General features: G+C 54.3%; 23 protein-coding genes. 14 read left to right on the top strand and 9 right to left on the bottom strand.

Features of this window, described 5'->3' with window-relative positions:
* Positions 1-28 precede the first annotated feature (28 nt).
* Positions 29-802 carry an esterase gene (gene ybfF, locus FDX19_RS22615; RefSeq protein ID WP_137384486.1) on the bottom strand — a complete coding sequence of 258 codons (774 nt, stop codon included), beginning with the start codon at positions 800-802 and terminating at the stop codon, positions 29-31.
* Between the two features lie 196 nt (positions 803-998).
* On the opposite strand from ybfF, the gene seqA reads away from it, so the two are divergent.
* Positions 999-1,541, top strand: a complete 543-nt coding sequence (gene seqA, locus FDX19_RS22610) for a replication initiation negative regulator SeqA (RefSeq protein WP_137384485.1) — start codon at positions 999-1,001, stop codon at positions 1,539-1,541.
* Positions 1,542-1,565: 24 nt separating this feature from the next.
* Positions 1,566-3,206, top strand: a complete 1,641-nt coding sequence (pgm, locus tag FDX19_RS22605; protein ID WP_101742411.1) for a phosphoglucomutase (alpha-D-glucose-1,6-bisphosphate-dependent) — start codon at positions 1,566-1,568, stop codon at positions 3,204-3,206.
* Between the two features lie 96 nt (positions 3,207-3,302).
* On the opposite strand, the gene kdpE is transcribed toward pgm, so the two are convergent.
* The 6 genes from kdpE to kdpF are packed head-to-tail and all read right to left on the bottom strand — an operon-like array spanning position 3,303 to position 11,084.
* A complete protein-coding gene (gene kdpE, locus FDX19_RS22600; protein WP_137384484.1) occupies positions 3,303-3,980 on the bottom strand; it encodes a two-component system response regulator KdpE in 678 nt (225 codons plus the stop codon).
* Positions 3,977-6,661 carry a two-component system sensor histidine kinase KdpD gene (kdpD, locus tag FDX19_RS22595; protein WP_137384483.1) on the bottom strand — a complete coding sequence of 895 codons (2,685 nt, stop codon included), beginning with the start codon at positions 6,659-6,661 and terminating at the stop codon, positions 3,977-3,979. Before kdpD ends, kdpE begins: the two co-directional genes overlap by 4 nt.
* A gap of 10 nt (positions 6,662-6,671) precedes the next feature.
* Positions 6,672-7,238, bottom strand: a complete 567-nt coding sequence (gene kdpC, locus FDX19_RS22590; protein ID WP_137384482.1) for a potassium-transporting ATPase subunit KdpC — start codon at positions 7,236-7,238, stop codon at positions 6,672-6,674.
* Positions 7,239-7,246: 8 nt separating this feature from the next.
* Positions 7,247-9,295 (bottom strand): potassium-transporting ATPase subunit KdpB, encoded by a 2,049-nt coding sequence (gene kdpB / locus FDX19_RS22585; RefSeq protein WP_137384481.1) that lies wholly within the window; start codon positions 9,293-9,295, stop codon positions 7,247-7,249.
* A 20-nt stretch (positions 9,296-9,315) separates the two neighbouring features.
* Complete coding sequence (gene kdpA / locus FDX19_RS22580; RefSeq protein WP_137384480.1) at positions 9,316-10,995, bottom strand: potassium-transporting ATPase subunit KdpA; 1,680 nt, start codon at positions 10,993-10,995, stop codon at positions 9,316-9,318.
* Positions 10,995-11,084: a K(+)-transporting ATPase subunit F gene (gene kdpF, locus FDX19_RS22575; RefSeq protein ID WP_001670793.1), complete on the bottom strand. Its 90-nt coding sequence runs from the start codon at positions 11,082-11,084 to the stop codon at positions 10,995-10,997. Before kdpF ends, kdpA begins: the two co-directional genes overlap by 1 nt.
* 308 nt (positions 11,085-11,392) lie before the next feature.
* Here kdpF and FDX19_RS22570 point away from each other — a divergent pair, with 308 nt between their 5' ends.
* From FDX19_RS22570 to FDX19_RS22555, 4 genes are all read left to right on the top strand, one after another.
* Positions 11,393-11,599, top strand: a complete 207-nt coding sequence (locus FDX19_RS22570; protein ID WP_003022870.1) for a YbfA family protein — start codon at positions 11,393-11,395, stop codon at positions 11,597-11,599.
* Between the two features lie 96 nt (positions 11,600-11,695).
* The gene (locus FDX19_RS22565; protein ID WP_137384479.1) at positions 11,696-12,250 is read left to right on the top strand and encodes a DUF1722 domain-containing protein; all 555 of its coding nucleotides are present in this window, start codon (positions 11,696-11,698) and stop codon (positions 12,248-12,250) included.
* A gap of 18 nt (positions 12,251-12,268) precedes the next feature.
* A complete protein-coding gene (gene phrB / locus FDX19_RS22560) occupies positions 12,269-13,687 on the top strand; it encodes a deoxyribodipyrimidine photo-lyase (RefSeq protein WP_137384478.1) in 1,419 nt (472 codons plus the stop codon).
* Between the two features lie 161 nt (positions 13,688-13,848).
* Positions 13,849-14,775 (top strand): Rpn family recombination-promoting nuclease/putative transposase, encoded by a 927-nt coding sequence (locus tag FDX19_RS22555; protein WP_137384477.1) that lies wholly within the window; start codon positions 13,849-13,851, stop codon positions 14,773-14,775.
* A 52-nt stretch (positions 14,776-14,827) separates the two neighbouring features.
* Here the strand turns inward: FDX19_RS22555 and dtpD are convergent, their stop codons facing one another.
* Positions 14,828-16,309, bottom strand: a complete 1,482-nt coding sequence (gene dtpD / locus FDX19_RS22550; protein ID WP_137384476.1) for a dipeptide permease DtpD — start codon at positions 16,307-16,309, stop codon at positions 14,828-14,830.
* A 289-nt stretch (positions 16,310-16,598) separates the two neighbouring features.
* Between dtpD and ybgI the strand changes: the two genes are divergently transcribed.
* The 8 genes from ybgI to nei are packed head-to-tail and all read left to right on the top strand — an operon-like array spanning position 16,599 to position 22,893.
* Positions 16,599-17,342 carry a radiation resistance protein YbgI gene (gene ybgI / locus FDX19_RS22545; RefSeq protein WP_137384695.1) on the top strand — a complete coding sequence of 248 codons (744 nt, stop codon included), beginning with the start codon at positions 16,599-16,601 and terminating at the stop codon, positions 17,340-17,342.
* Between the two features lie 15 nt (positions 17,343-17,357).
* Positions 17,358-18,014 (top strand): 5-oxoprolinase subunit PxpB, encoded by a 657-nt coding sequence (gene pxpB, locus FDX19_RS22540; RefSeq protein WP_137384475.1) that lies wholly within the window; start codon positions 17,358-17,360, stop codon positions 18,012-18,014.
* On the top strand, positions 18,008-18,940 hold the full coding sequence (gene pxpC / locus FDX19_RS22535) for a 5-oxoprolinase subunit PxpC (RefSeq protein WP_137384474.1): 933 nt from the start codon (positions 18,008-18,010) through the stop codon (positions 18,938-18,940). Before pxpB ends, pxpC begins: the two co-directional genes overlap by 7 nt.
* Positions 18,930-19,664 carry a 5-oxoprolinase subunit PxpA gene (gene pxpA, locus FDX19_RS22530; protein WP_137384473.1) on the top strand — a complete coding sequence of 245 codons (735 nt, stop codon included), beginning with the start codon at positions 18,930-18,932 and terminating at the stop codon, positions 19,662-19,664. The genes pxpC and pxpA overlap by 11 nt, the downstream gene beginning before the upstream one ends.
* A 54-nt stretch (positions 19,665-19,718) precedes the next feature.
* Positions 19,719-20,441, top strand: a complete 723-nt coding sequence (locus FDX19_RS22525; RefSeq protein WP_005122560.1) for a DUF969 domain-containing protein — start codon at positions 19,719-19,721, stop codon at positions 20,439-20,441.
* Complete coding sequence (locus tag FDX19_RS22520; RefSeq protein WP_137384472.1) at positions 20,438-21,433, top strand: DUF979 domain-containing protein; 996 nt, start codon at positions 20,438-20,440, stop codon at positions 21,431-21,433. The genes FDX19_RS22525 and FDX19_RS22520 overlap by 4 nt, the downstream gene beginning before the upstream one ends.
* 9 nt (positions 21,434-21,442) lie before the next feature.
* Complete coding sequence (gene pcp / locus FDX19_RS22515) at positions 21,443-22,087, top strand: pyroglutamyl-peptidase I (RefSeq protein ID WP_137384471.1); 645 nt, start codon at positions 21,443-21,445, stop codon at positions 22,085-22,087.
* Positions 22,088-22,101: 14 nt separating this feature from the next.
* Positions 22,102-22,893, top strand: a complete 792-nt coding sequence (gene nei / locus FDX19_RS22510) for an endonuclease VIII (RefSeq protein ID WP_137384470.1) — start codon at positions 22,102-22,104, stop codon at positions 22,891-22,893.
* Here the strand turns inward: nei and FDX19_RS22505 are convergent.
* Positions 22,890-23,936, bottom strand: coding sequence for an AbrB family transcriptional regulator (locus tag FDX19_RS22505; protein ID WP_137384469.1), 1,047 nt, complete (start codon positions 23,934-23,936; stop codon positions 22,890-22,892). The genes nei and FDX19_RS22505 overlap by 4 nt on opposite strands.
* Positions 23,937-24,281: the final 345 nt, after the last annotated feature.

Here is a 24,281-nt window from a genome sequence, read left to right as displayed (position 1 = left end):
TAATCGCGCGCAGACGCTGAGTTTTTAATCAGTTAACCTTCTCACTCAGATAACGACGGATAGCGCGCAGCACCGCTTCTGGTTTTTCTGCATGCACCCAATGACCCGCGCCGGCAATAACGTGCGCCCGAGCCAGCGGGAATTGCGCCAGCAGTTGTTCGCGATACGCTTCGGTAACATACGGTGAGTTGCCGCCAGGGATAAACAGCGCCGGGTGCTCCCACGCAGGAATGGTTTCCCAACCGACGATATGAGGATATTGATCCCACAGCACGGGAACGTTAAAACGCCACTCGCCGTCGACAAATGATTTCAGCAGAAACTGGATTACGCCTTCTTCTTGCAGATGTTGACGCATGACGCTCGCCGCCTGCTGACGCGAAGCAGCCTGCGCATCGGTTACAGCATTGATTGCCGCAAAAATCTCATCGTGACGGCGGACATGATAGTCAACGGGGGCGATGTCGATGGCCACCAGTCGTTCGACACGCTCCGGGGCCAGTGCGGTCAACGCCATGACGGCTTTACCCCCCATCGAGTGACCGATAAAGATCGCTTTTTCTATCTGCCGATCGTCCAGCGTATCCAGCAGATCCTGCGCCATGGCCGGATAATTCATCTCTGGTGAGCGGGGAGAGAGGCCATGGTTTCGCATATCGACCTGGATGATATCGTGATCGGCTACCAGGGAGCGCGCCAGTATGCCCAGATTATCCAGACTGCCAAACAGGCCGTGAACCAGGACGATGGGAGAATTATTGTGCGGGTTTTGCGCAGATTGCGCTCGGATATTCAATTTCATGGCAAAGTTCTTTTTTTCACACTCACGGGTTAGGGTATCATGTTGACCATTCTGCCACATGGCTGCAACAACTACGGTTACTCCGAGTTTTGCTGGTCACCAGGCTCGACGCTATCCGCTGTTAGGATTTGCCTTTACACTACAGCGTGTAAAGTCCTGACAACTTGTATTCAGCCAAACATTGCACTGGATTAAGATGAAAACGATTGAAGTTGATGATGAACTCTATAGCTATATTGCCAGCCACACCAAGCATATTGGCGAGAGCGCATCCGACATTTTACGGCGTATGTTGAAGTTTTCCGCCGCATCACAGCCTGTCTCTCCGGTAGTAAAAGAAGTCCGCGCCGTGCAACCTGTCGTGGAAGCCAAACCGGTCAACCCCGCGAAAGACAAAGTGCGCGCCATGCGTGAACTGCTGCTTTCCGATGAATATGCGGAACAGAAAAAAGCAGTGAATCGCTTTATGCTGGTGCTGTCTACACTGTACTCACTGGATCAACATGCGTTTGCACAAGCAACAGAATCGTTGCATGGCCGCACGCGCGTCTATTTCGCAGCGGATGAACAGACGTTGCTGAAAAATGGTAATCAAACCAAGCCGAAACACGTGCCAGGCACGCCATATTGGGTGATCACCAATACCAATACCGGCCGTAAATGCAGCATGGTTGAACACATCATGCAGTCAATGCAATTCCCCGCGGAGTTGATTGAAAAGGTTTGCGGAACAATTTAATCCTTGCATTAGAAGGACCAGGCAATGGCAATCCACAACCGTGCAGGTCAACCTGCACAACAGAGTGATTTGATTAACGTCGCCCAGTTAACGGCGCAATACTATGTACTAAAACCGACGGCAGGGAATGCGGAGCACGCGGTGAAGTTCGGTACATCCGGGCATCGCGGTAGTGCGGGTCGTCATAGTTTTAATGAGCCGCATATTCTGGCTATCGCTCAGGCGATTGCCGAAGAACGTGCGAAAAACGGGATTACTGGCCCGTGCTATGTGGGCAAGGATACCCATGCGTTGTCTGAACCGGCATTTATCTCTGTACTGGAAGTGCTGGCGGCGAACGGCGTTGACGTCATCGTGCAGGAAAACAACGGCTTTACGCCAACCCCTGCCGTGTCGAATGCTATCCTGGTCCACAATAAAAAAGGCGGTCCGCTGGCTGACGGTATTGTGATCACGCCGTCCCATAACCCACCAGAAGACGGCGGAATTAAATACAACCCGCCAAACGGTGGCCCGGCAGATACCAATGTCACTAAAGTCGTAGAAGACAGGGCTAATGCACTGTTGGCTGATGGTCTGAAAGGCGTGAAGCGCATCCCGCTGGATGCCGCACTGGCCTCCGGTCATGTTAAAGAACAAGACCTGGTGCAACCCTTCGTGGAAGGGCTGGCAGATATCGTCGATATGGCGGCAATTCAGAAAGCGGGTCTGACGCTGGGTGTCGATCCGCTGGGCGGTTCCGGTATCGAATACTGGAAACGTATCGCTCAGCACTACAACCTGAATCTGACCCTCGTTAACGATCAGGTCGACCAGACTTTCCGCTTTATGCATCTTGATAAAGACGGTGCCATTCGTATGGACTGCTCCTCCGAGTGCGCGATGGCCGGTCTGCTGGCGCTGCGTGACAAGTTCGATTTGGCGTTTGCCAATGACCCTGACTATGACCGTCACGGTATCGTAACGCCGGCTGGACTGATGAATCCGAACCACTATCTGGCGGTCGCGATCAACTACCTGTTCCAGCATCGCCCACAGTGGGGCAAAGATGTCGCCGTGGGTAAAACACTGGTGTCCTCCGCGATGATCGATCGTGTGGTGAACGACCTGGGACGTAAGCTGGTCGAAGTGCCGGTGGGTTTCAAATGGTTCGTTGACGGTCTGTTCGACGGTAGCTTTGGCTTCGGCGGCGAAGAAAGTGCGGGGGCATCTTTCCTGCGTTTCGACGGTACACCGTGGTCCACTGACAAAGATGGCATCATCATGTGCCTGCTGGCAGCGGAAATTACGGCAGTGACAGGCAAGAACCCGCAAGAACATTACAACGAACTGGCGGCGCGCTTTGGCGCACCGAGCTATAACCGAATTCAGGCTGGAGCCACCTCCGCGCAAAAAGCGGCGTTGTCTAAGCTCTCTCCGGAAATGGTGAGCGCCAGCACGCTGGCGGGCGACCCGATCACGGCGCGTTTGACGGCAGCACCGGGTAACGGCGCCTCGATTGGCGGCCTGAAAGTGATGACTGACAACGGTTGGTTTGCCGCACGTCCGTCAGGCACCGAAGACGCTTACAAGATCTACTGCGAGAGCTTCCTCGGTGAAGAACACCGCAAGCAGATCGAAAAAGAAGCGGTTGAAATCGTCAGCGAAGTGCTGAAAAACGCGTAAACAGTAGGCCGGATAAGACGCTAGCGTCGTCATCCGGCATAAATTAAAAAGCCGGATAGCTTTGTGCTGATCCGGCTTTTTTTATTCGGCTTAGATTCACGGCATAAACCGATAGCCAATCCCGGTTTCGGTCAAAAAATGGCGTGGGCGAGCCGGATCCAGCTCCAGTTTCTGGCGCAAATGACCCATATAGATACGTAAGTAATGGCTGTGCTCAACGGCATTCGGTCCCCACACCTGATTCAATAACTGGCGTTGGGTCAGCACTTTTCCGGCATTATTGAGCAGTATGGCCAGCAGGCGAAACTCAATTGGCGTCAGATGAACCTCCTCAGCCCCGCGATGAACCAGACGCGCGGCAATATCCACCTTTACATCGGAAAACTGCACTACGGGATCAGGGGAGGGGCCGCTAGCGTGGCGGCGCAGTGCAACGCGTAAACGAGCCTGCAGCTCGCCAATGCCGAATGGCTTGCTGAGATAGTCATCGGCTCCGGCATCCAGCGCGGCGATTTTATCGCTCTCTTCGCTGCGGGCTGACAACACGATCACCGGGATCGCGCTCCACTGCCGCAGGTCGCGGATAAAATCAATACCGTCACCGTCCGGAAGGCCGAGGTCGAGAATGATGAGATCGGGTTTTCGTGTGGCGGCTTCCAGCAGACCACGTTGCAGCGTTTCCGCTTCATACACACGCAGGCCATCAGCTTCCAGCGCGGTGCGCAGAAAGCGACGAATGGCTTGCTCATCTTCAACAATCAGTACGTTTGTCACATATCCTCATGAAAATCTTCAAGTTCAGGGGACGCTTCCTGCGGCAGTGTAACACGGAAACTCGCCCCTCCCTGCGGACGATTATGCGCTGAAATCGTGCCACCGTGCACGTCGACAATCGCCTGACAAATTGCCAGCCCCAGCCCAACACCCGGTACCGATGATTCTTTGTTTCCACGGGAAAACTTGTCGAAAATACGTTGTTCCAGGCCGGCAGGAATACCGGGCCCATTGTCCCAAACGTCCAGCAGCAGATGCTCGCCGTCGACCTGGGCGTCGATACCGATTTGTGCCTGCGGGCCGGCATATTTGACGGCGTTTTCCAGTAGATTGATCAGCACCCGCTCAAAGAGTGGTCCATCAACGTGTATCAGCGTCAACGGCTCCGGAAGTGACAGGTTAATGGGTGTTGCCAGCCCTGGCTCCAACATTTGCAGGGCGCTGCCTACTACCTCTTCCAGCGTTAGCCACTCTTTCTTAAGATTAAAGCCGCCAGACTGGATTCGCGCCATATCCAGCAGATTATTGACCAGTCTGGTGGTATTAAGCACGTGCTGGCGGATCTCGCTGGCCTGGCGAGCGTGTGGTGAGCCTTCACTTGCCAGATCCAACGTTAATATCTCCGCCTGACCGAACAGCACCGTCAGCGGCGTGCGTAAATCGTGGGACAGGGCGGCGAGCAGTGCATTGCGAATACTTTCTCGCTCACTGGCAAAGCGCGCCTGCTCTTCACTGGCCGTCAGAGTCAGACGCTCCAGCGCACTGGCCACCAGCAGGGTGAAGGTTTCCAGCAGACGTTGCTGTTCCGGGATCATCAGCTGACGCAGGTTTCCTGGCTCCACCACCAGTAGCCCATAGGTTTTATCGGCGCTTTTTAACGGCAAAATTTGATAGGGAACGCCGGGTAATGTGTCGGTGCCGGCACCGGCCATCTGCCCCTTGTCAAAACTCCACTGGGCAATGGCATCATCCCACGGCGTCATACCCTGCTGATGCGTCAGGGGAACCAACTTACCGTTTTCGTCTGGCAATAACACCCGGCTACGGGCCTGAAACGTTGAGGCAATAAACTGTTCGCTGGTGGCCGCGATATCCTGTTGGCTGCGCCCTACAGCCAGTGCTTTCGACATCTCATACAGGTGCCGCGTTCGTTGCTCACGATAGCGTGCAACCCTGGCCTGATAACGCACCCCCGCGGTCAGATTACCGATAACCAACCCAACCGTTAGCATCACGGCAAAGGTCAGCAGGTACTGGACGTCAGACACGGCAAGCGTGCCGCGTGGAGCAATAAAGAAGAGATCAAAGCTGGCGACGTTGATAAACGTGGCCACCACCGACGGCCAGCGCCCGTAGAACAGGGCGATAACCACCACACCTAATAGATAGAGCATCACCAGGTTGGCGGCGTCAAATGCAACCAGCCACTGCATGGCAATCAACGTCGTAACAGCACACAATGCAGCGGCGACCACGCAACCCTGGATTTGTACCCGCCATTTATCCTTAAAGGTGCGGTTATCCGTGGTTTGTAATGTCTGACGAGAAGGGGGATCGTCCAGTGCGACAATCATCAGGTCGAGATCCGGTGCGCGATGGGCGAGTTTGTCGGCAAAGGAATCGCTGCGCCACCAGCGACGGGTTGTCGGACGCCCGAGCACAATTTTCCCCAGGTTGTGTTCCCGGGCATAACGGACAACGGCTTTATCTTCGGCAGGGTCGGAGAGAGTGGCGGTTTCCGCCCCCAGTTCCTGCGCCAGTCGCAGCGCGCTTAAGATTGCCCGCCGCTGTTTTTCGGGTAGCCGGTGTAGCGCCGGTGTTTCAACATATACCGCATGCCAGACGCTGCCGAGACGCGCCGCCAGGCGCGCGGCGGCTCGCACCAGTTTCTCGCTGCCGGTGTTGTGTCCAATACACAGTAAAATGGCATCGCGGGTATGCCAGACTTTTTCTTCTCCTGGACGCCCCCGCCAGGCTCGCATCTGATCGTCTACCCGATCGGCGGTGCGGCGCAGGGCCAGTTCGCGTAGCGCTATCAAATTACCTTTGCGGAAGAAATGCTCGATAGCACGCTCTGCCTGACCGGCAATATAGACCTTGCCTTCGTTCAGGCGCTGGCGCAAATCGTCGGGTGGGAGATCGACCAGGACTACATCGTCAGCGGCATCGAAAAACGGGTCAGGAACGGTTTCGCGCACCTGAATACCGGTAACGCCGCTGACCACATCATTCAGGCTTTCCAGATGCTGAACGTTAACGGTGGTAAAAACATCAATCCCGGCTTCCAGCAGCTCTTCAATATCCTGCCAGCGGCGTGGATGGCGTGAGCCTGGCGCATTGCTATGCGCCAGTTCGTCCATCAAAATCAGCGCCGGGCGGCGGGCGAGGGCGGCATCAAGATCGAACTCGCTGATATGCCGCCCACGGTGTGCCTGGCGTTTCAGCGGTAGCACGGTGAGACCGTCCAGCAGTGCGGCGGTCTCCTTGCGTCCGTGGGTTTCCACCACACCAATCAGCACATCCAACCCCTGCGACCGTAGCCGTTGTGCCTCCGCCAGCATGGCCCAGGTTTTCCCTACGCCCGCACAGGCGCCAAAGAAAATTTTCAGTTTTCCCCGGTGCGGCGCGGTGGTCTGCTCCAGTAGGCGATCGGGGTCGGGACGTAGGGGTTCGCTATGCATGTCCTTTTTCTCAGTGCTTATCCAGCGCTAAATTAAGTTCCACCAGGTTCACTACCGGCTGACCGATGAAACTGACCAGCGGCTTTTGCGTATAGTGTGCAACCAACTGCGTAACCTCTTCAACGCTGAGGTTGCGGGCTTGCGCCACGCGGGGAATTTGCCAGGCGACCGCATCGGGGGTCAGGTTATTGTCCAGACCGCTGGCGGACGCTGTGACCAGTTCCACGGGCACAACAGGGTTAGCCTGTGGGTTAGCAGCACGCAGTGCGGCAATCCGGCTTTGCAGTTGCTTATCCAGCTCCGGGTTGCTCGCTGCCAGGTTGCTGCCGCCTGAAGCCATTGGATTATAGGGTACTTCTGCCGTTGCCGACGGGCGTCCATGAAAATAACCCGCGGCGGTAAAATTTTGCCCGATCAGTTCAGAGCCGCGAATTATCTGACCTTCACGCAGAAGCGAGCCGTTAGCCTGGTGGGGAAACCACCACTGCCCCAGCGCGGTGGTCAGCAGCGGATAAACACCGCCGGTGATAAGCATCAGGAAAAGCAATGTTGATAATGCAGGACGTAATCCATTCATCTGAAACCTCACACCAGACCCAGCAGGGTCAGCAGTAAATCAATCACTTTGATACCGATAAACGGCACAACCAGACCGCCCAGACCGTAGATCCACAGATTGCGGCGCAGCATGGCGGAAGCGGATAACGGCTTATAACTCACCCCTTTCAGCGCCAGTGGGATCAGGAAGACAATCACCAACGCATTGAAGATGACGGCGCTCAGGATTGCCGAATCCGGCGAATGCAGTCGCATGACGTTCAGTGCGTTAAGCTGCGGGTAAGTTGCGGCGAACGCAGCCGGGATGATGGCGAAATATTTCGCCACGTCGTTGGCGATACTAAAGGTGGTCAGCGACCCGCGCGTCATCAGCATCTGTTTACCAATGTGCACCACTTCAATTAGCTTGGTGGGGTTAGAGTCGAGATCCACCATGTTGCCCGCTTCCTTCGCGGCCTGGGTCCCGGAGTTCATCGCGACCGCGACATCGGCCTGCGCCAGTGCCGGGGCGTCGTTGGTTCCGTCGCCAGTCATCGCCACCAAACGACCTTCCGCCTGATACTGACGGATCAGTGCCAGCTTGGCTTCCGGTGTCGCTTCGGCTAAAAAGTCATCCACTCCCGCCTCTGCGGCGATTGCTGCAGCAGTCAGGCGGTTATCGCCGGTGATCATCACCGTTTTGATGCCCATTTTGCGCAGCTGAGCAAAACGTTCTTTAATCCCACCTTTGACAATATCTTTCAGGGCTATTACGCCCAGCACCCGTGGACCTTCAGCAACGACCAGCGGCGTCGCGCCAAGGCGAGCAACATTTTCGACTTTCTGCTCCACATCGGCAGGGAAGTGGCCGCCGTTAGCTTCGACGTGACGACGAATAGCATCTACGGAACCTTTGCGGATCATCCGGTTGTCGATGTTGATACCGCTCATCCGACTCTGCGCGGTAAACGGCACAAAGGTGGCATGGAGCGACTGTACGTCACGAATACGCAGGTTAAAGCGCTGTTTAGCCAGGACAACGATGCTGCGGCCTTCCGGCGTTTCGTCGGCCAGTGATGAAAGTTGTGCAGCGTCGGCCAGTGTTTTTTCGTCCACGCCGTGGGCGGGCAGAAAATCAGAGGCCTGACGGTTACCCAGCGTGATGGTACCGGTTTTATCCAACAGCAGGACATCGACGTCGCCAGCCGCTTCTACCGCACGTCCGCTGGTGGCGATAACGTTCGCACCCAGCATGCGGCTCATCCCGGCGACGCCAATCGCGGAGAGCAGCCCACCGATCGTGGTGGGGATCAGACAGACCAGCAGGGCAACCAGTACCGTGATACTGACCGCACTGCCGCCCCAGGCAGAGAATGGCCACAGTGTGGCGGTGGCCAGCAGAAAGACGATAGTCAGGGCAATCAGCAGGATCGTCAGCGCGATTTCATTTGGCGTTTTACGTCGCTGTGCGCCTTCGACCATGGCAATCATTCGGTCGAGGAATGTTTCTCCGGGGTTGACGCTACACGCGATCACCAGCCAGTCCGAGAGAATGCGGGTCCCGCCAGTGACGGAGGCAAAATCACCGCCGGATTCACGGATCACTGGCGCGGATTCGCCGGTAATGGCGCTTTCATCCACCGAGGCGCCGCCTTCGATAACTTCGCCGTCACAAGGGATAATATCGCCAGCTTCCACCAGCACGATATCCCCTTTGCGTAACTCTTCGGCTGGCACGTGATCCATTGGCGCGCCATATTTTGGTTCACGAAGTTTGCGGGCAAAGGCGGTTTTTTTGACCCCTTTCAGGCTGTTGGCCTGCGCTTTACTACGCCCTTCAGCCAGCGCTTCCGCAAAGTTAGCGAACAGAACGGTCACCCACAGCCAGAGGCTTATCGCGCCGGTAAACAGGGGATTACCTGACATATGGCCTGTCGCCATCGCTACCGTTAGCAGGGTGGTCAGCAGACTGCCCAGCCAGACGATAAACATCACCGGGTTACGCCACTGAGTATGTGGACTTAATTTTTTCACGGCGTCCATCAGCGCTTGTGCGACCAGAGAAGGTTCGAACAGCGCCAGTTGCTTGCGACTCATAGTCATGTGCTCCGCATCACTCAACGTAAAGAGAGGTATTCTGCTACCGGGCCAAGCGCCAGCGCAGGAACAAAGGTGAGGGCGCCAACCAGCAACACCGTACCGATCAACAATCCAACAAACAGCGCACCGTGGGTAGGTAGCGTGCCGGGACTTGCTGGCTGACTCTTTTTACCGACCAGCGACCCGGCAATCGCCATCACCGGGATAATGACGCCGAAGCGGCCGAAGAACATGCACGCGGCCAGCAGGCTGTTCCAGAATGGGCTGTTGGCACTTAATCCGGCAAAAGCGCTCCCGTTGTTATTGGCGGCAGACGAGACCGCGTACAGTACCTCGCTAAAACCATGCGACCCAGGATTGAGCATGGCGCTACGCCCGGCATCGCTCATCATGGCTACCGCGGTCCCAAGCAGCACCAGCGCAGGGGTAACCAGAATCGCCAGCGCGGTCATTTTCATTTCGCGGACATCGATTTTTTTACCCAGATATTCCGGAGTGCGGCCAATCATCAGCCCGGCAATAAACACCGCCAGCAACACGAACAACAGCATGCCGTACAACCCTGATCCCACACCGCCGAACACCACTTCGCCAATCTGCATCAACCACATCGGTACCATGCCGCCCAGCGCAGTGAAGGAGTCGTGCATAGCAATGACTGCGCCACAGGATGCGGCCGTCGTGACGACCGCAAACAGGCTACTGACCAGCACGCCAAAGCGGCTCTCTTTACCTTCCATGTTGATATTGCTATCTGCGCCAAACGCCATCAGATGCGGGTTACCCTGCACTTCGGCCCACATCACAACCGCCACGCAAACGACAAAAATAAGCGACATAGCCCAGAGCAGAGTGCGTCCCTGTCGGCGATCGCCCACGACGTCGCCGAAGGCGAAACACAGCGCCGCGGGAATTAAGAAGATAGCCAGCATCTGTACCATGTTGGTCAGCGCGGTTGGGTTTTCAAACGGATGTGAGGAGTTGGCATTAAAAAAGCCGCCGCCGTTGGTACCGAGCATCTTAATGGCCTCTTGTGAGGCGACAGGTCCCATCGGCAACAGTTGTTTTGCCCCTTCAAGCGTGGTGATCGCCTGATAAGGCAACAGGTTTTGCAGCGCACCTTGCTGGATGAAAAACAGCGCGATGAGCAGAGAAATCGGCAGTAATATCCACAGCGTAATGCGGACCAGATCTACCCAGGCATTCCCCAGCGTGTTCATACTCTGGCGCGTAAAGGCGCGAGCCAGGGCAAAGATCACCGCAATACCTGTCGCCGCAGACAGGAAATTCTGCACGGTCAGGCCGGCCATTTGGCTGAAGTAGCTTAACGTGGTTTCACCCGCATAGGACTGCCAGTTGGTGTTGGTCACAAAACTAACTGCGGTATTGAGCGCGAGATCCCACGATAGCCCTGGCAACTGTTGCGGATTCAGCGGCAACAGGTTTTGCGCCATCAACATCGCAAACAGTATCAGCAGACCGAGGATATTCAGTGCGAGGATCGCCAGCAAATAGTGCAGCCAGGTCATTTCCTGCTGCGAAATACCCAGCCCACGCCACAGCACACGCTCAACGCCTGCAAGACCGGGTAAGGATGTGTTGTTGATAAGACGTGCCAGCCCAAAGCCCAGCGGCCTGGCGATAACAAACAGCACCAGCAGGAAACTGGCGATGAGTAAAAATCCTTGCGCTGCCATCAGAACGCCTCCGCATTAATCAAGGCATACACCAGATAACCCAGTAACAAAAAGACCAGCACAATGCCGGTTATCACGCCTGCACTCACAGTGCACCTCCAGTGGCATAAATGTGATAACCAGAGCGTAGGTTTTTGGTTGCAAAGATTTCGCAAAAATCTGCGGGCGGGGTGTAAAAAAAGTATAAAAATGGCAAAGACCATTATTTAACTAATGATTAGTATTAATTTAACTTTTATGTAACTTAATTACGAATTTAGGTTAAACGGAGCATCAATAGATAAAAATAAGTGGTCGGATGAGTAGCAAAATTACACACAAGGCGGTATTATTTTCATCAGTTAACCAAGTTTATTTTTCCGGTGCGATTCACCGAACAGATATATGGGAGAGGATTATGGACTTTTATAAAGAATATCCAGCACACATTGTTTTCTTGCGCCGTACCTTTGCCGTAGTGGCTGGTGTTCTGGCGCTGCCGGTCATGCTGTTCTGGAAAGATCGTGCCCGTTTTTACAGCTACCTGCATCGCGTCTGGTCGAAAACCAGTGATAAGCCGGTGTGGATGGAGCAGGCTGAAAAAGCCACCTGCGATTTCTACTAAGTTGCCGTCCAGGCTCAAAAAACCGCCAACAGCAATGTGGCGGTTTTTTTATACGCCGCAGTCTACACTTACCTGTGTAACGGATAAGGAGTGGCGATGAGCAAGAGAGTTCCTGTTGGTGTCCGCGCCTGTCTGACCACAGAAGCGAACGATAAATTTCTGTTTGACGAGAATACGCTGGTACGTATTTATGCCTTGCATGAATTGTACCGACTACGCCAGAGCGGATTATCACGTGGCGCATTGATTGATTTTCACACCCGTTACAAGCTGGTGTTACTGGCACACTCCCAACCGGAGTATCGTGAGCTCGGCCCTTTTGTTGCCGCAATCCACGAATGGGCAAGCCTCGATGCTTTTTATACGGAGTACCGTTTGCGGTTGATTCATCTGCTGTTTAATAACGCGACCCGACGCAACCATACTAATGTCCTGATGCATGTGCAGGGCTATTTCCGTAACCAGCTCAATCTTCGGCAACGTCAGGAACTGACCTCAATAATCGATAACTATCGACGTGAGATGCAGCCGCTGCTTGTGCCATTGGTGCTCCTCCAACACTATATGACGGAACACCCGAACAGCTGGTTGTCCGGGCAACGTTACTTTGAACTCTGGCCTGCGATTCTGCGTTTACACGGCAAAGCTTAATTTTTATTCGGGAGTTTTATGACCACTCATCTGGTCTGGTTTCGGCGCGATTTACGTCTGCATGACAATCTTGCGCTGGCAGCGGCATGTCGGGATCGTTCGGCACGGGTATTGGCGTTATATATTGCCACGCCGGCACAGTGGAAAGCGCATGATATGTCACCGCGTCAGGCGGCGTTTGTCGGCAAGCAGTTGAATGCGCTGCACACGGCGCTGGCAGAAAAAGGCATCCCGCTGCTGGTTTATGACGTCGGGGATTTCACCGCCAGCGTAGAGATCGTCAAAAATGTCTGCGTGCAGCATGACGTTAGCCGACTGTTTTATAACTATCAGTACGAAATCAACGAACGCCAGCGCGATGCTCAGGTAGAAAAATCATTACCGCAGGTGCTGTGTGAGGGCTTTGACGATAGCGTAATCCTGGCGCCGGGCGCGGTAATGACCGGGAATCATGAGATGTATAAAGTCTTTACGCCGTTTAAAAATGCCTGGCTGAAGCGGTTAAAAGACAGTATCCCGGAGTGTGTTGCGGCACCAAAAACCCGCGAAAGCGGCGCAATTCCCTCCCCATCAACGCCAATTACGCTCAACTATCCGCAGCAGGATTTTGATGTGGCGCTTTTCCCGGTAGAAGAAAAATCGGTTATCGCGCAATTACGTCAGTTTTGCCAGCAGGGTGCGGCAGAATACGAACAACAACGTGATTTCCCGGCAAATGAAGGTACCAGTCGGTTGTCGGCAAGCCTTGCCACCGGCGGGTTATCACCGCGCCAGTGTCTGCACCGTTTGTTAGTCGAGCAACCGCAGGCGCCAGAGGGAGGCGCCGGGAGCGTTTGGTTAAACGAGCTCATCTGGCGCGAATTTTACCGCCATCTACTGACGTACTATCCCGCACTGTGTCGGCATCAGCCCTTTATTCGCTGGACCGATCGTGTGCAATGGCAAAATAATCCGGTGCATTTGCAGGCCTGGAAAACGGGGAATACGGGCTATCCCATTGTGGATGCGGCGATGCGCCAGCTTAACGGCACAGGGTGGATGCACAATCGTTTACGCATGATCGCGGCGAGTTTTTTGGTGAAAGACCTGCTGATCGACTGGCGAAAGGGTGAGCAGTATTTCATGTCACAACTGATCGACGGCGATCTGGCGGCGAATAATGGTGGCTGGCAGTGGGCAGCTTCTACCGGCACGGATGCGGCGCCGTATTTCCGTATTTTTAATCCCACCACCCAGGGGGAGAAATTCGACCGTGACGGTGATTTTATCCGCCAATGGGTACCGGAATTACGCGATGTACCGGGAAAAGCCATTCACGAACCGTGGACGTGGGCGGAAAAAATGCAGGTGATACTCCATTATCCTCGTCCGATTGTCGATCATAAGCAGGCAAGGTTAGCCACGCTGGCTGCCTATGAGGCAGCGCGTAAGGCGTGAGGGTAGAAGATTTCTGTGTAATGCCTTCCAGCAGAATGAATATGTTGCAGTTGTACACATTTAGCGCTGAAGAGGGCGCGCAAGTCTGCTAATGGCTGGATGTGCGGGGTGCTCCCCGGGCAGTAAAGTTCCGTTATCTTCTTTTCAGGTGACGGAACACGATGATAACGCCGACGACTTCCACACCGCATGATGCGGTATTTAAAACGTTTTTATACCATCCCGAAACTGCGCGGGATTTCCTCGACATACATCTTCCTGCTTCTTTGCGAACACTTTGCGATTTGGATACGCTGAAGTTAGAGTCCGAGAGCTTTATTGAAGCAGATTTGCGTTCCCGCTACTCCGATGTGCTCTGGTCGCTGCGCACACGCGACGGCGATGGCTATGTCTATGTCGTAATCGAGCACCAAAGTTCAGCCGACCCGCATATGGCTTTTCGTCTGCTGCGTTATGCGATAGCAGCCATGCAGCGCCATCTGGATGCCGGGCACAAGGAACTGCCGCTGGTAATACCGATGCTGTTTTATCATGGCTGTCGAAGTCCGTACCCGTATTCACTATGCTGGTTGGATGCGTTCGCCGAACCTGTGGCGGCCCGGCAACTTTATGCCAACACATTTCCGCTGGTGGATATCACGGTGGTGCCGGATGACGAAATCATGGCGCACAGGCGAATGGCGTTGTTGGAACTGATGCAAAAGCATATCCGCCAGCGGGATTTGATAGGGTTGGTAGAACAGCTGGCCTCACTGATCCTTACTGGATGTGCTAATGACACACAGCTCCAGGCGATGTTTAATTACATTCTGCAATCCGGTGATGAATCTCGCTTCAATGAGTTTTTGCAAGAGATGGCGCAACGGATCCCCCAACACAAGGAGCGGCTGATGACTATTGCAGAACGGTTACGGTTAGATGGATTACAGGAAGGATTACAGGAAGGATTACAACAGGGGTTACAACAAGGTAAACACGAAGCCGCATTGCGTATAGCGCAAACTATGCTGGCGCAGGGAATAGATCGCGAAATGGTGTTACTGGTTACAGGTCTGTCTGAAGAGGATTTAGCGGCAAAGAATTCGTAACCTGCGGATAAATAACGGGCCCGAGTGATATTACATCGTCGGGCCCGTAAACTCAGGACTCTACCGCGAGAGGACGGTTTTTAAATTTGAGTGATTGATATAACCAAATCAACAGCACCAGCGCCACACAGGCCAGCGCGCCCCAGGTAATTTCGCTAAAGACATCAATATAGGCGTTGATGGAATAGTTGATGGCACCGGAAGCATCAAACGCGCCCTGTGATGTCTGGTCAGCAATCACGCCTGCCAGGTAGTTGGCAATGGCCCCGGAAAGCAGCATATAGATACCGGTTAATACGCCGGTTACCCCTGGGATCTCAATGCGTGTAATTTGTGACATGGCGACAGGGTCGATAAACAGCTCGGCGAATCCCATAACGGCCAGCCCTAAAACCATCAGCGGCATGGAGGAGTGCCCGTATGCGGCGGACCAGCGGGCGCTTAAGGTCAGAATACAGAAACCAGCACTCATTAACCCCAGACCGAGAGCAAACTTACCCCAGATACGAACGGTACGATTGCCACTCACGCTTTCTTTGACCACCCAGGCCAGCACGATGCCGCACAACATGACGGCGAAGGCGTTTACCGACTGGAACATAGCAGTAGGGACTGAATATCCCATCACGTCGCGATTAACAAAGCGGTCGATATACAAGCTGATGGAACTACCACCCTGCTGTGCAAAGGCCCAGAACAACAAGCTGAAGAAGGTCAGCGTGACGATAAGCCCCAGCTCTTTACGCTGTTTCTGCGTTTGTGCCTGACGGTAGATTTTTGCCAGAACGGCCAAACCAATGACGGTGGCGACAATCAGCGCGTACACGGACCACTCTTTCCAGAACAGGACAGTAATTAAAAGTGGTGCGGCGACCAGCAGAACCAGCAGCCAGGCCCAGTTCGGCAGAATGAACGATTTGGCACACAGCACGGCTTTGTTGACGCCGGTGGTGTGAGCAAAATGACGATTCCCGCATAAGAAAATGACCAGCCCGGCCAGCATACCGATAGCGGCCAGCGCAAAGCCCATTGCCCAACTGTACTCTTCCTGCACGTAGCCGCAGGCGATAGGGGCAATAATTGAACCAATGTTACCGGCGGCATAGAGCAGAGAGAATCCGCCGTCACGGCGCGGATCTTCTGGTTTATACAATTCACCCAGCAGGCAACTGATGTTGGATTTAAACAAACCGTAGCCACAGACAATAATGGCCAGAGATAAGTAGAGAAACGCCGGAGCCATTTCACTGGCGCCCAGGACCAGATGTCCCACTGCCATCAGAAATGCGCCAATCATTACCGCCATGCGGTTACCGAGCACTTTATCCGCCAGGTATCCCCCGAGAATCGGCGTGACATACACCAGCGAACAGTAAGCACTGAACAGTTCATACGCGTGATTATCGTTGTACTTAAGCTGGTTAGTGAGATACAGGATCAGCAGTGCACGCATGCCATAAAAACTGAAGTATTCCCAAATTTGCAGCGCGACGACGTAATAAATCGCGCGCGGCTGAGATGCTTGTTTATTCATTATTTTCTCGAAGTAAATGCCTCACGACGGAAGGAACGTGCCGTGTGAGTGTGTTTCCTTAAAGTTGTAACTTTGATACAGATCTGATTATTTTTGCAATATGCTGTCTGATTGCATAAATATACATGAATACGATCTCGTGGTGGTAAGCAATTTACGTTTACAGGCCGCGTGATTGTTTCTTGATGTGTCAGCGAAATGGCTATCGACGAACGGAGGTGAGGACGCTATTTTAACTGAAGCTGTGTTGCTGATTGAGCAGGCAGAATTTATGACAACGAGGACGATGATGAAAAACACCGAGCTGGAACAACTGATTAACGACAAGCTGAACAGCGCAGCCATAAGCGACTATGCACCGAATGGTTTGCAGGTTGAGGGCAAAGAAACGGTGCAAAAAATCGTGACCGGCGTAACCGCAAGCCAGGCATTACTGGATGAAGCTGTTCGCCTCGGGGCCGATGCGGTCATCGTTCATCATGGTTATTTCTGGAAGGGCGAATCTCCGGTTATTCGTGGCATGAAGCGCCGGCGTTTGAAAACGCTGCTGGAAAATGACATCAACCTGTATGGCTGGCATCTGCCGTTGGATGCCCACCCCGAACTGGGGAATAACGCGCAACTGGCCGCGCTGTTGGGTATCACGGTGATGGGGGAGATAGAGCCTCTGGTACCGTGGGGGGAACTCTCCATGCCGGTTCCTGGGCTGGAACTGGCATCCTGGATTGAAGCGCGTCTGGGACGTAAACCGTTATGGTGCGGCGATACCGGGCCTGAAAACGTTCAGCGTGTTGCCTGGTGTACGGGGGGCGGTCAAAGTTTCATTGATAGCGCGGCCCGCTTTGGTGTTGATGCCTTTATTACCGGGGAAGTTTCTGAACAAACCATTCACTCTGCCCGCGAGCAGGGGCTGCATTTCTATGCTGCCGGTCACCATGCTACCGAACGCGGTGGTATTCGTGCCTTGAGCGAATGGCTGAATGAAAACACCCATCTGGATGTGACGTTCGTCGACATCCCTAACCCAGCCTGATAAAGAGGGACGAAAGTGCAGCGAGCGCGTTGTTATCTGTTAGGTGAAACTGCGGTGGTTCTGGAGCTGGAACCGCCGATTACGCTGGCAACTCAGAAACGCATCTGGCGTCTGGCTCAGCGTCTGGCTGATGCTCCGAATGTACTTGAGGCCATTCCGGGGATGAACAATATCACGGTGATCCTGAATTCCCCGCAGACGCTGGCGCTGGATGCAATTGAACGCCTGCAACGTTGGTGGGAAGAGAGCGAGGCGATGGAGCCGGATTCGCGTTTTGTCGAAATCCCCGTTATCTATGGCGGCGAATATGGGCCCGATCTGGCCGACGTCGCCCGGCACAGTGGTTTGAGCGACAAGCAGGTCGTTGAATTGCATGCGTCCGTTGATTATGTCGTCTGGTTTTTAGGGTTTCAGCCAGGATTTCCCTATCTTGGGAGCTTGCCGGAACCATTGCATACGCCAAGGCGAGCCGAACCGCGCTTACTTGTTCCGGCAGGTTCGGTGGGGATCGGAGGTTCACAAACCGGTATCTACCCGATTGCAACGCCCGGCGGGTGGCAACTAATAGGCCGTACCGCCGTTAAGCTTTTTGATCCGCAGCGTGAGGAGCCGATCCTGTTACGGGCTGGAGATACTGTACGTTTTGTCCCGCAGAAGGAGGGCGTATGTTAAACATCATTCGTGCTGGCCTGTACACCTCCGTACAGGACGGGGGGCGTCATGGCTTTCGTCAGTCAGGGATAAGCCACTGCGGCGCGTTGGACAAACCGGCATTGAACGTCGCTAATCTGCTGGTAGGAAATGATGCGAATGCTGCCGCGCTGGAAGTCACGTTGGGTCAGCTGGTGGTGGAGTTTGACGCGGATGGTTGGTTTGCCTTGACCGGTGCGGGATGCGAAGCGCATTTGGATCGTACTCCGGTATGGAGCGGTTGGCGGTTGCCAGTTAAAGCCGGACAACGCCTGTCATTAAAACACCCGCATCATGGTATGCGCAGTTACCTGGCGGTGGCGGGCGGTATTGATGTTCCCGACGTTATGGGATCGCGCAGTACCGATTTGAAAGTCGGTATTGGCGGGTTTGAAGGACGTTTGTTACGCGATGGCGATAAGTTGGCAATTGGCGTTTCAACACGACAATTTAATGGCCCACAAGGGGTAAAACAGCTGATGTGGGGCAACCATATTCGTGCGTTACCTGGACCCGAATATCAGGAATTTGACGAGGCATCGCAGGCATCGTTCTGGCGCTCGCCGTGGCGACTGAGCCCACAGAGTAACCGTATGGGGTATCGTCTGCAGGGGCAGCCACTGACACGCACGACAGACCGCGAGATGTTGTCACACGGTTTGCTCCCCGGCGTGGTACAGGTCCCGCATAACGGGCAGCCAATTGTACTGATGAACGATGCCCAGACCACGGGCGGATATCCGCGTATCGCCTGTATCATCGAGGCGGATATGTATCACCTTGCGCAGATCCCTCTTGGACAACCGATTCACTTTGTTCAGTGCTCGCTGGAAGAGGCATTGAAGGCGCGTCACGATCAGCAGCGCTATCTGGAACAGCTAACATGGCGACTTAACGATGAAAATTGATTTGAATGCCGACCTCGGCGAAGGCTGTGCGAACGATGCGGCGCTGCTTCAACTGGTGTCATCGGCCAATATCGCCTGTGGATTTCATGCCGGAGACGCACAAACCATGCTGGCAAGTGTGCGGGAAGCGCTGAAAAACGGCGTGGCCGTGGGGGCACACCCAGGCTTTCCAGACCGGGAAAATTTTGGTCGTAGTGCTATGAATCTGCCTGCCGAAACGGTTTATGCGCAAACGCTGTATCAAATTGGTGCACTGGCAGTCATTACCCGTGCAGAAGGGGGCGTGATGCGCCACGTGAAACCGCACGGCATGCTCTATAACCAGGCCGCAAAAGATCCTGTACTGGCCGATGCGATAGCCAGAGCGGTTTATGCCTGCGATCCGTCATTGATACTGGTAGGGCTGGCGGGGAGCGAATTGATCCGTGCCGGTGAACATTATGGCCTGGCGACGCGTCAGGAGGTTTTTGCCGATCGGGGGTATCGGGCTGATGGTAGTCTGGTTCCGCGTAGTCAGCCAGGTGCACTGATCGAAGACGAAGAGCAGGCGCTGGCGCAAACGTTAGAAATGGTGCAGTCCGGGAGAGTAAAAAGTCAGAGTGGAACATGGGCAAACGTAACCGCGCAGACGGTATGCATTCACGGGGATGGTGAGCACGCACTCGCTTTTGCCCGCCGTTTGCGCAGCGCGTTCGGTGCCTGCAATATTCAAATTAGCGCATAAGTTTTTTTAATACAAAACAATAATATACAACACAACAACATAAGGGATTTAATTATGGGAGAGGCTATTTCTCTCTGGCCATTGACGGGGATCGCCGTCATTGTGGTCGGATTTCTTTTACGCTTTAACCCGGTATTGGTGGTTATCGTTGCCGGGATCGTCACCGGGCTGGCAGCGCATATGCCAATCGCCACTATTCTCGAAAAGCTGGGTGAAGGCTTTCTCAACACCCGCAACCTGCCGTTTATCCTGCTGATTCCGCTGGCAGTCATTGGTCTGCTGGAACGTCACGGACTGAAAGAGCGCGCCCAGGCGTGGATCGCGAAAATCCGCAGCGCCACCAGTGGTCGTCTGCTCATTGTCTATCTGTTTATTCGTGAAGCGACCGCCGCGCTGGGCTTGACCAGCCTGGGTGGGCATCCTCAGATGGTACGCCCGTTATTAGCCCCGATGGCTGAAGGGGCTGCGGAGAAAAACCACGGTGAATTGCCGGGGGCCGTACGTTATCGCCTGCGTGCAATGTCTGCGGCGACTGACAACGTTGGTCTGTTTTTCGGTGAAGACATCTTCGTTGCCTTTGGGGCGATCATTTTCATGCACAACTTTATGCTGGAGTCCGGTGGGATCCAGACCGAACCGCTGCATATCGCTTTGTGGGGGATCCCAACGGCAATTTGCGCCTTCTTGATCCACGGTACGCGCTTGTGGCGTCTGGATAACTATCTGCAGCGTGAGGTGGCGAAAGCCAATGCGGCAGCGAAAGGAGCAGCGCAATGAATTTTCAGCAAAGCTATCTCTACTGGCTGGCGGGTGCGGTACTGTTGATTGTGGCGGTGATGTCCTGGCAGGACAAAGCGAACCCGCGTCGCTTAACCACAGGCTTGTTTTGGGGGCTGTATGGTGTGCTGTTCCTGCTGGGCGACTGGACGTACTCACTGTTTGGCGACAAACGTACGGTACATATCGCGGTCGGTATTGCGGTGGTCGTACTGGCGCTGATTGCCGGGTTTGGCGGTGTGAAACTGGGAAGCTACCATCAACGCACCCAGCAGCAGCGTGAAGAAAGCGCCAGTCGACTGGGTAATCGCCTGTTTTTTCCGGCGCTGGCTATTCCGGTGGTGACCGTTATCGGTGTACTGATGTTTAACCACATTCCGGGTTTGCAGGATGCGCTGTTTGGGCCGGGGAATCACGCCACGCTGGTCACGCTCTTTTCTATGACGGCAGGCTCGCTGATTGGCCTGGCAATGGCGATAAAAATGACTCATGAGCGCGTCCATCAGCCCATTCAGGAAGCCCGTCGCCTGCTGGACTCCATCGGCTGGGCGTTCATCCTGCCGCAAATTCTGGCGACGCTCGGGTTGCTGTTTACGGCGGCAGGGGTGGGCAGTGGTATATCGTATCTGACCCAGGAATACCTCGCGGTAGATAGCCGCTTTATCGCCGTAGCGGTGTATACCATCGGAATGGCGCTGTTGACGATGGTCATGGGGAATGCATTTGCTGCTTTCCCGATTGTGACCGCCGGGATCGGTATTCCAATTCTTGTGTTGCAGCATGGTGGTAATCCCGCGGTGATGGCGGCAATTGGGATGTTCTCCGGTTATTGCGGAACCTTAATGACGCCGATGGCAGCGAACTTTAACATCGTGCCTGCAGCCCTGCTGGAGTTACCGGATAAAAACGCCGTGATTAAAGCGCAGGTGCCAACCGGCATACTGCTGTTGCTGGTTAACGTGTTCCTGATGTATTTCCTGATGTTCCTGTAAGGAGGAAGGATGAAAACGGTCTTAATCACCGGATTTGAACCCTTTGGCGGAGAGTCAGTTAACCCTTCCTGGGAAGTGGTCTCCGGGCTCGACAATGCTATCATCGCCGGATGTCGTGTCGTTGCGCGTCAGCTACCGTGTGTGTTTGGCGAGTCTCTGGCCGTACTTAATGCCGCGATTGACGCGCTGTTACCGTCGTTGGTGCTGGCGGTGGGGCAGGCAGGAGGTCGTACCGATATTACCGTTGAGCGAGTGGCGATCAACGTTGACGATGCGCGTATTGCGGATAACCACGGTCAGCAGCCCGTTGATGTGCCGATTGTCGCCGAGGGTCCGGCAGCATGGTTTAGCACGCTGCCAATCAAAGCGATGGTGATGGCCATGCGCAATGCAGGTATCCCAGCCTCCGTTTCCCAAACAGCAGGTACCTTTGTTTGTAATCATGTGATGTATGGCCTGCTGCATACGTTACGCGACACACCGGCAGTGAAGGGCGGTTTTATCCATATTCCTTATCTGCCACAACAGGCCGCCGCGCACCCCGGAGCGCCAAGTATGGCGAGCGAAACGGTGCGCCGGGCGCTGGAAATTGCCATTGACACTGCATTGCAGGTGGACAGCGATATTGCCGTGACGGGCGGTGCAACACACTAACAAAGGACAGTATTATGCCTGAAGGCCCGGAGATCCGCCGCGCGGCGGATAACCTGGAGGCGGCAGTCAAAGGCAAACCCCTGACGGATGTCTGGTTTGCCTTTGAGCAGTTAAAACCGTATCAATCCCAACTCATCGGGCAGCGTGTTACCCAGCTTGAAACGCGGGGTAAAGCCTTGCTGACCCATTTTTCCAATGGCCTGACGCTGTACAGCCACAATCAGCTTTACGGCGTGTGGCGAGTCGTCGATACCGGCAACATTCCGCAAACCACGCGGGTGCTGCGCGTCAGGCTGCAAACAGAGGATAAAACTATCCTGCTGTATAGCGCGTCTGATATCGAAATGCTGACGCCAGAGCAGCTCACCACCCATCCATTTCTGCAACGGGTTGGACCGGACGTCCTTGATTTGCGTTTAACGCCCGCAGAGGTAAAAACGCGTCTGCTGTCTCCGCGTTTTCGCAATCGTCAGTTTTCCGGTCTGTTGCTGGATCAGGCGTTTCTGGCGGGGTTAGGTAACTATCTACGGGTAGAAATTCTCTGGCAGGTGGGGTTGACCGGGCAACATAAAGCGTCACAGCTTAGCGATGAACAGTTGGATACGCTGGCGCAAGCGCTGCTTGATATTCCTCGTCTGTCGTATAACACGCGTGGCCAGGTCGATGACAATAAGCACCACGGCGCACTGTTTCGCTTTAAGGTTTTTCACCGGGACGGCGAAGCCTGTGAGCGCTGTGGTGGAATCATCGAGAAAACGACACTTTCCTCACGCCCCTTTTACTGGTGTCCGGGCTGCCAGCATTAGGCAGGCTGTCTTGGCGCATGCGCTGAAATAAAACGCGCCACCGCCGGGCCGGTCAATAAGATACTGAACAACCGCAGGGTTTGCATCGCCATGATGAGCGCCATATCGGCGTGGCTGCCTGCGGCAATTACCGCGACGGAATCCACCCCGCCAGGGCTGGTCGCCAGATAGGCGGTGAGAAAGTCGATTTGCATGTAATGCGCCAGACCCCAGGCCATAGCGGCACAAATCGCCATCAGTGAAAAAATAGACAATAAAATTTGTGGCAACGGACGCAGTGCCATCAAAAATATCTGCTTGTCAAAGCCCAGGCCTATTTGCCAGCCAATCGCCATATACGCCATTGCCAACAGCCATTCCGGCAGTTCAATGACCATCACACCGCCTGCGTTCAGCAATGCGCCTGCCAGCATGGGCAGCAACATCACGCCAGAGGGGATACGCAGTAAGCGCCCGGCTATACCGGCAACGGCGGCCAGCAGTATGGTGCTCAACAGATTAATACTCAGCGGCGGAAACCAGACGATGTGCTGACCGACCGCTTGCGCCTGATCGCCCATGACTAATCGGGTTACCAGCGCGGCCGCCCCGACCACCAACAGTACCCGCAGATACTGCATAAAGGCTACCAGGCGGATGTCAGCGCCATAATCCTGCGCCATCGCAACCATCGCGGCTGCCCCGCCAGGTGATGAACCCCACGCGCCGGTGTTCCCTGGTAAATTGCTGTAGCGAACCAGCAGCCAGCCGATGACCGCGCTGCTAATAAGCGTCGCCAGCAGGATGACAATCACCATCGTCCAGTGTGCTGCAAGCGTGGTTAAAATAGAGCCAGTGAGGTTTTGCGCAATCATGCAGCCGAGAATGGCCTGAGCGGCAAGAAATGTGCAGCGAGGAGGGTGCAGGGAGATCCCGCGCATACTGAAAATGATACCGACGATCATCGAACCGAGCAGCAATGCGCCCGGAAGATGTATCAACAGCAAGAACAGGGAAAGAAGAAGTGACAGTAAAAACAGTAAACCCCACCGCAACACATGCATCCCATGCTCCTGAATGAAATTAAGTAACGCTCAATAAATCATAGAGAAAGCGCGACAAGAATAAAACTATGAGGGGCAATAAAAACCATAAGTTTGACAAATAACAATGTCAGTATGTCTTCCGGGTAAGCATGAGCGCCATCCTGCAAGATAAGCTAACGCTTAATATCAGACTAAAAATCACGTTTGCCGTCGCTGGTGTACATATGAATGATATTTATATTGATGAGTTTAATTTATATATTGAATGAGTTTTTCTCTGCTGTCGTTTTATTAAATGATTAAGGTGTGCTAACACCTATTTAATAATAAAACTGGAGCACTTTTTGATATCTTTTTTACAGG

The organism is Citrobacter sp. wls619 (genome assembly GCF_005281345.1).
Taxonomy (GTDB): Bacteria; Pseudomonadota; Gammaproteobacteria; order Enterobacterales; family Enterobacteriaceae; genus Citrobacter.
Note: the sequence above shows the minus strand (reverse complement) of the source record. Positions and strands in the feature narration are given on the sequence as shown.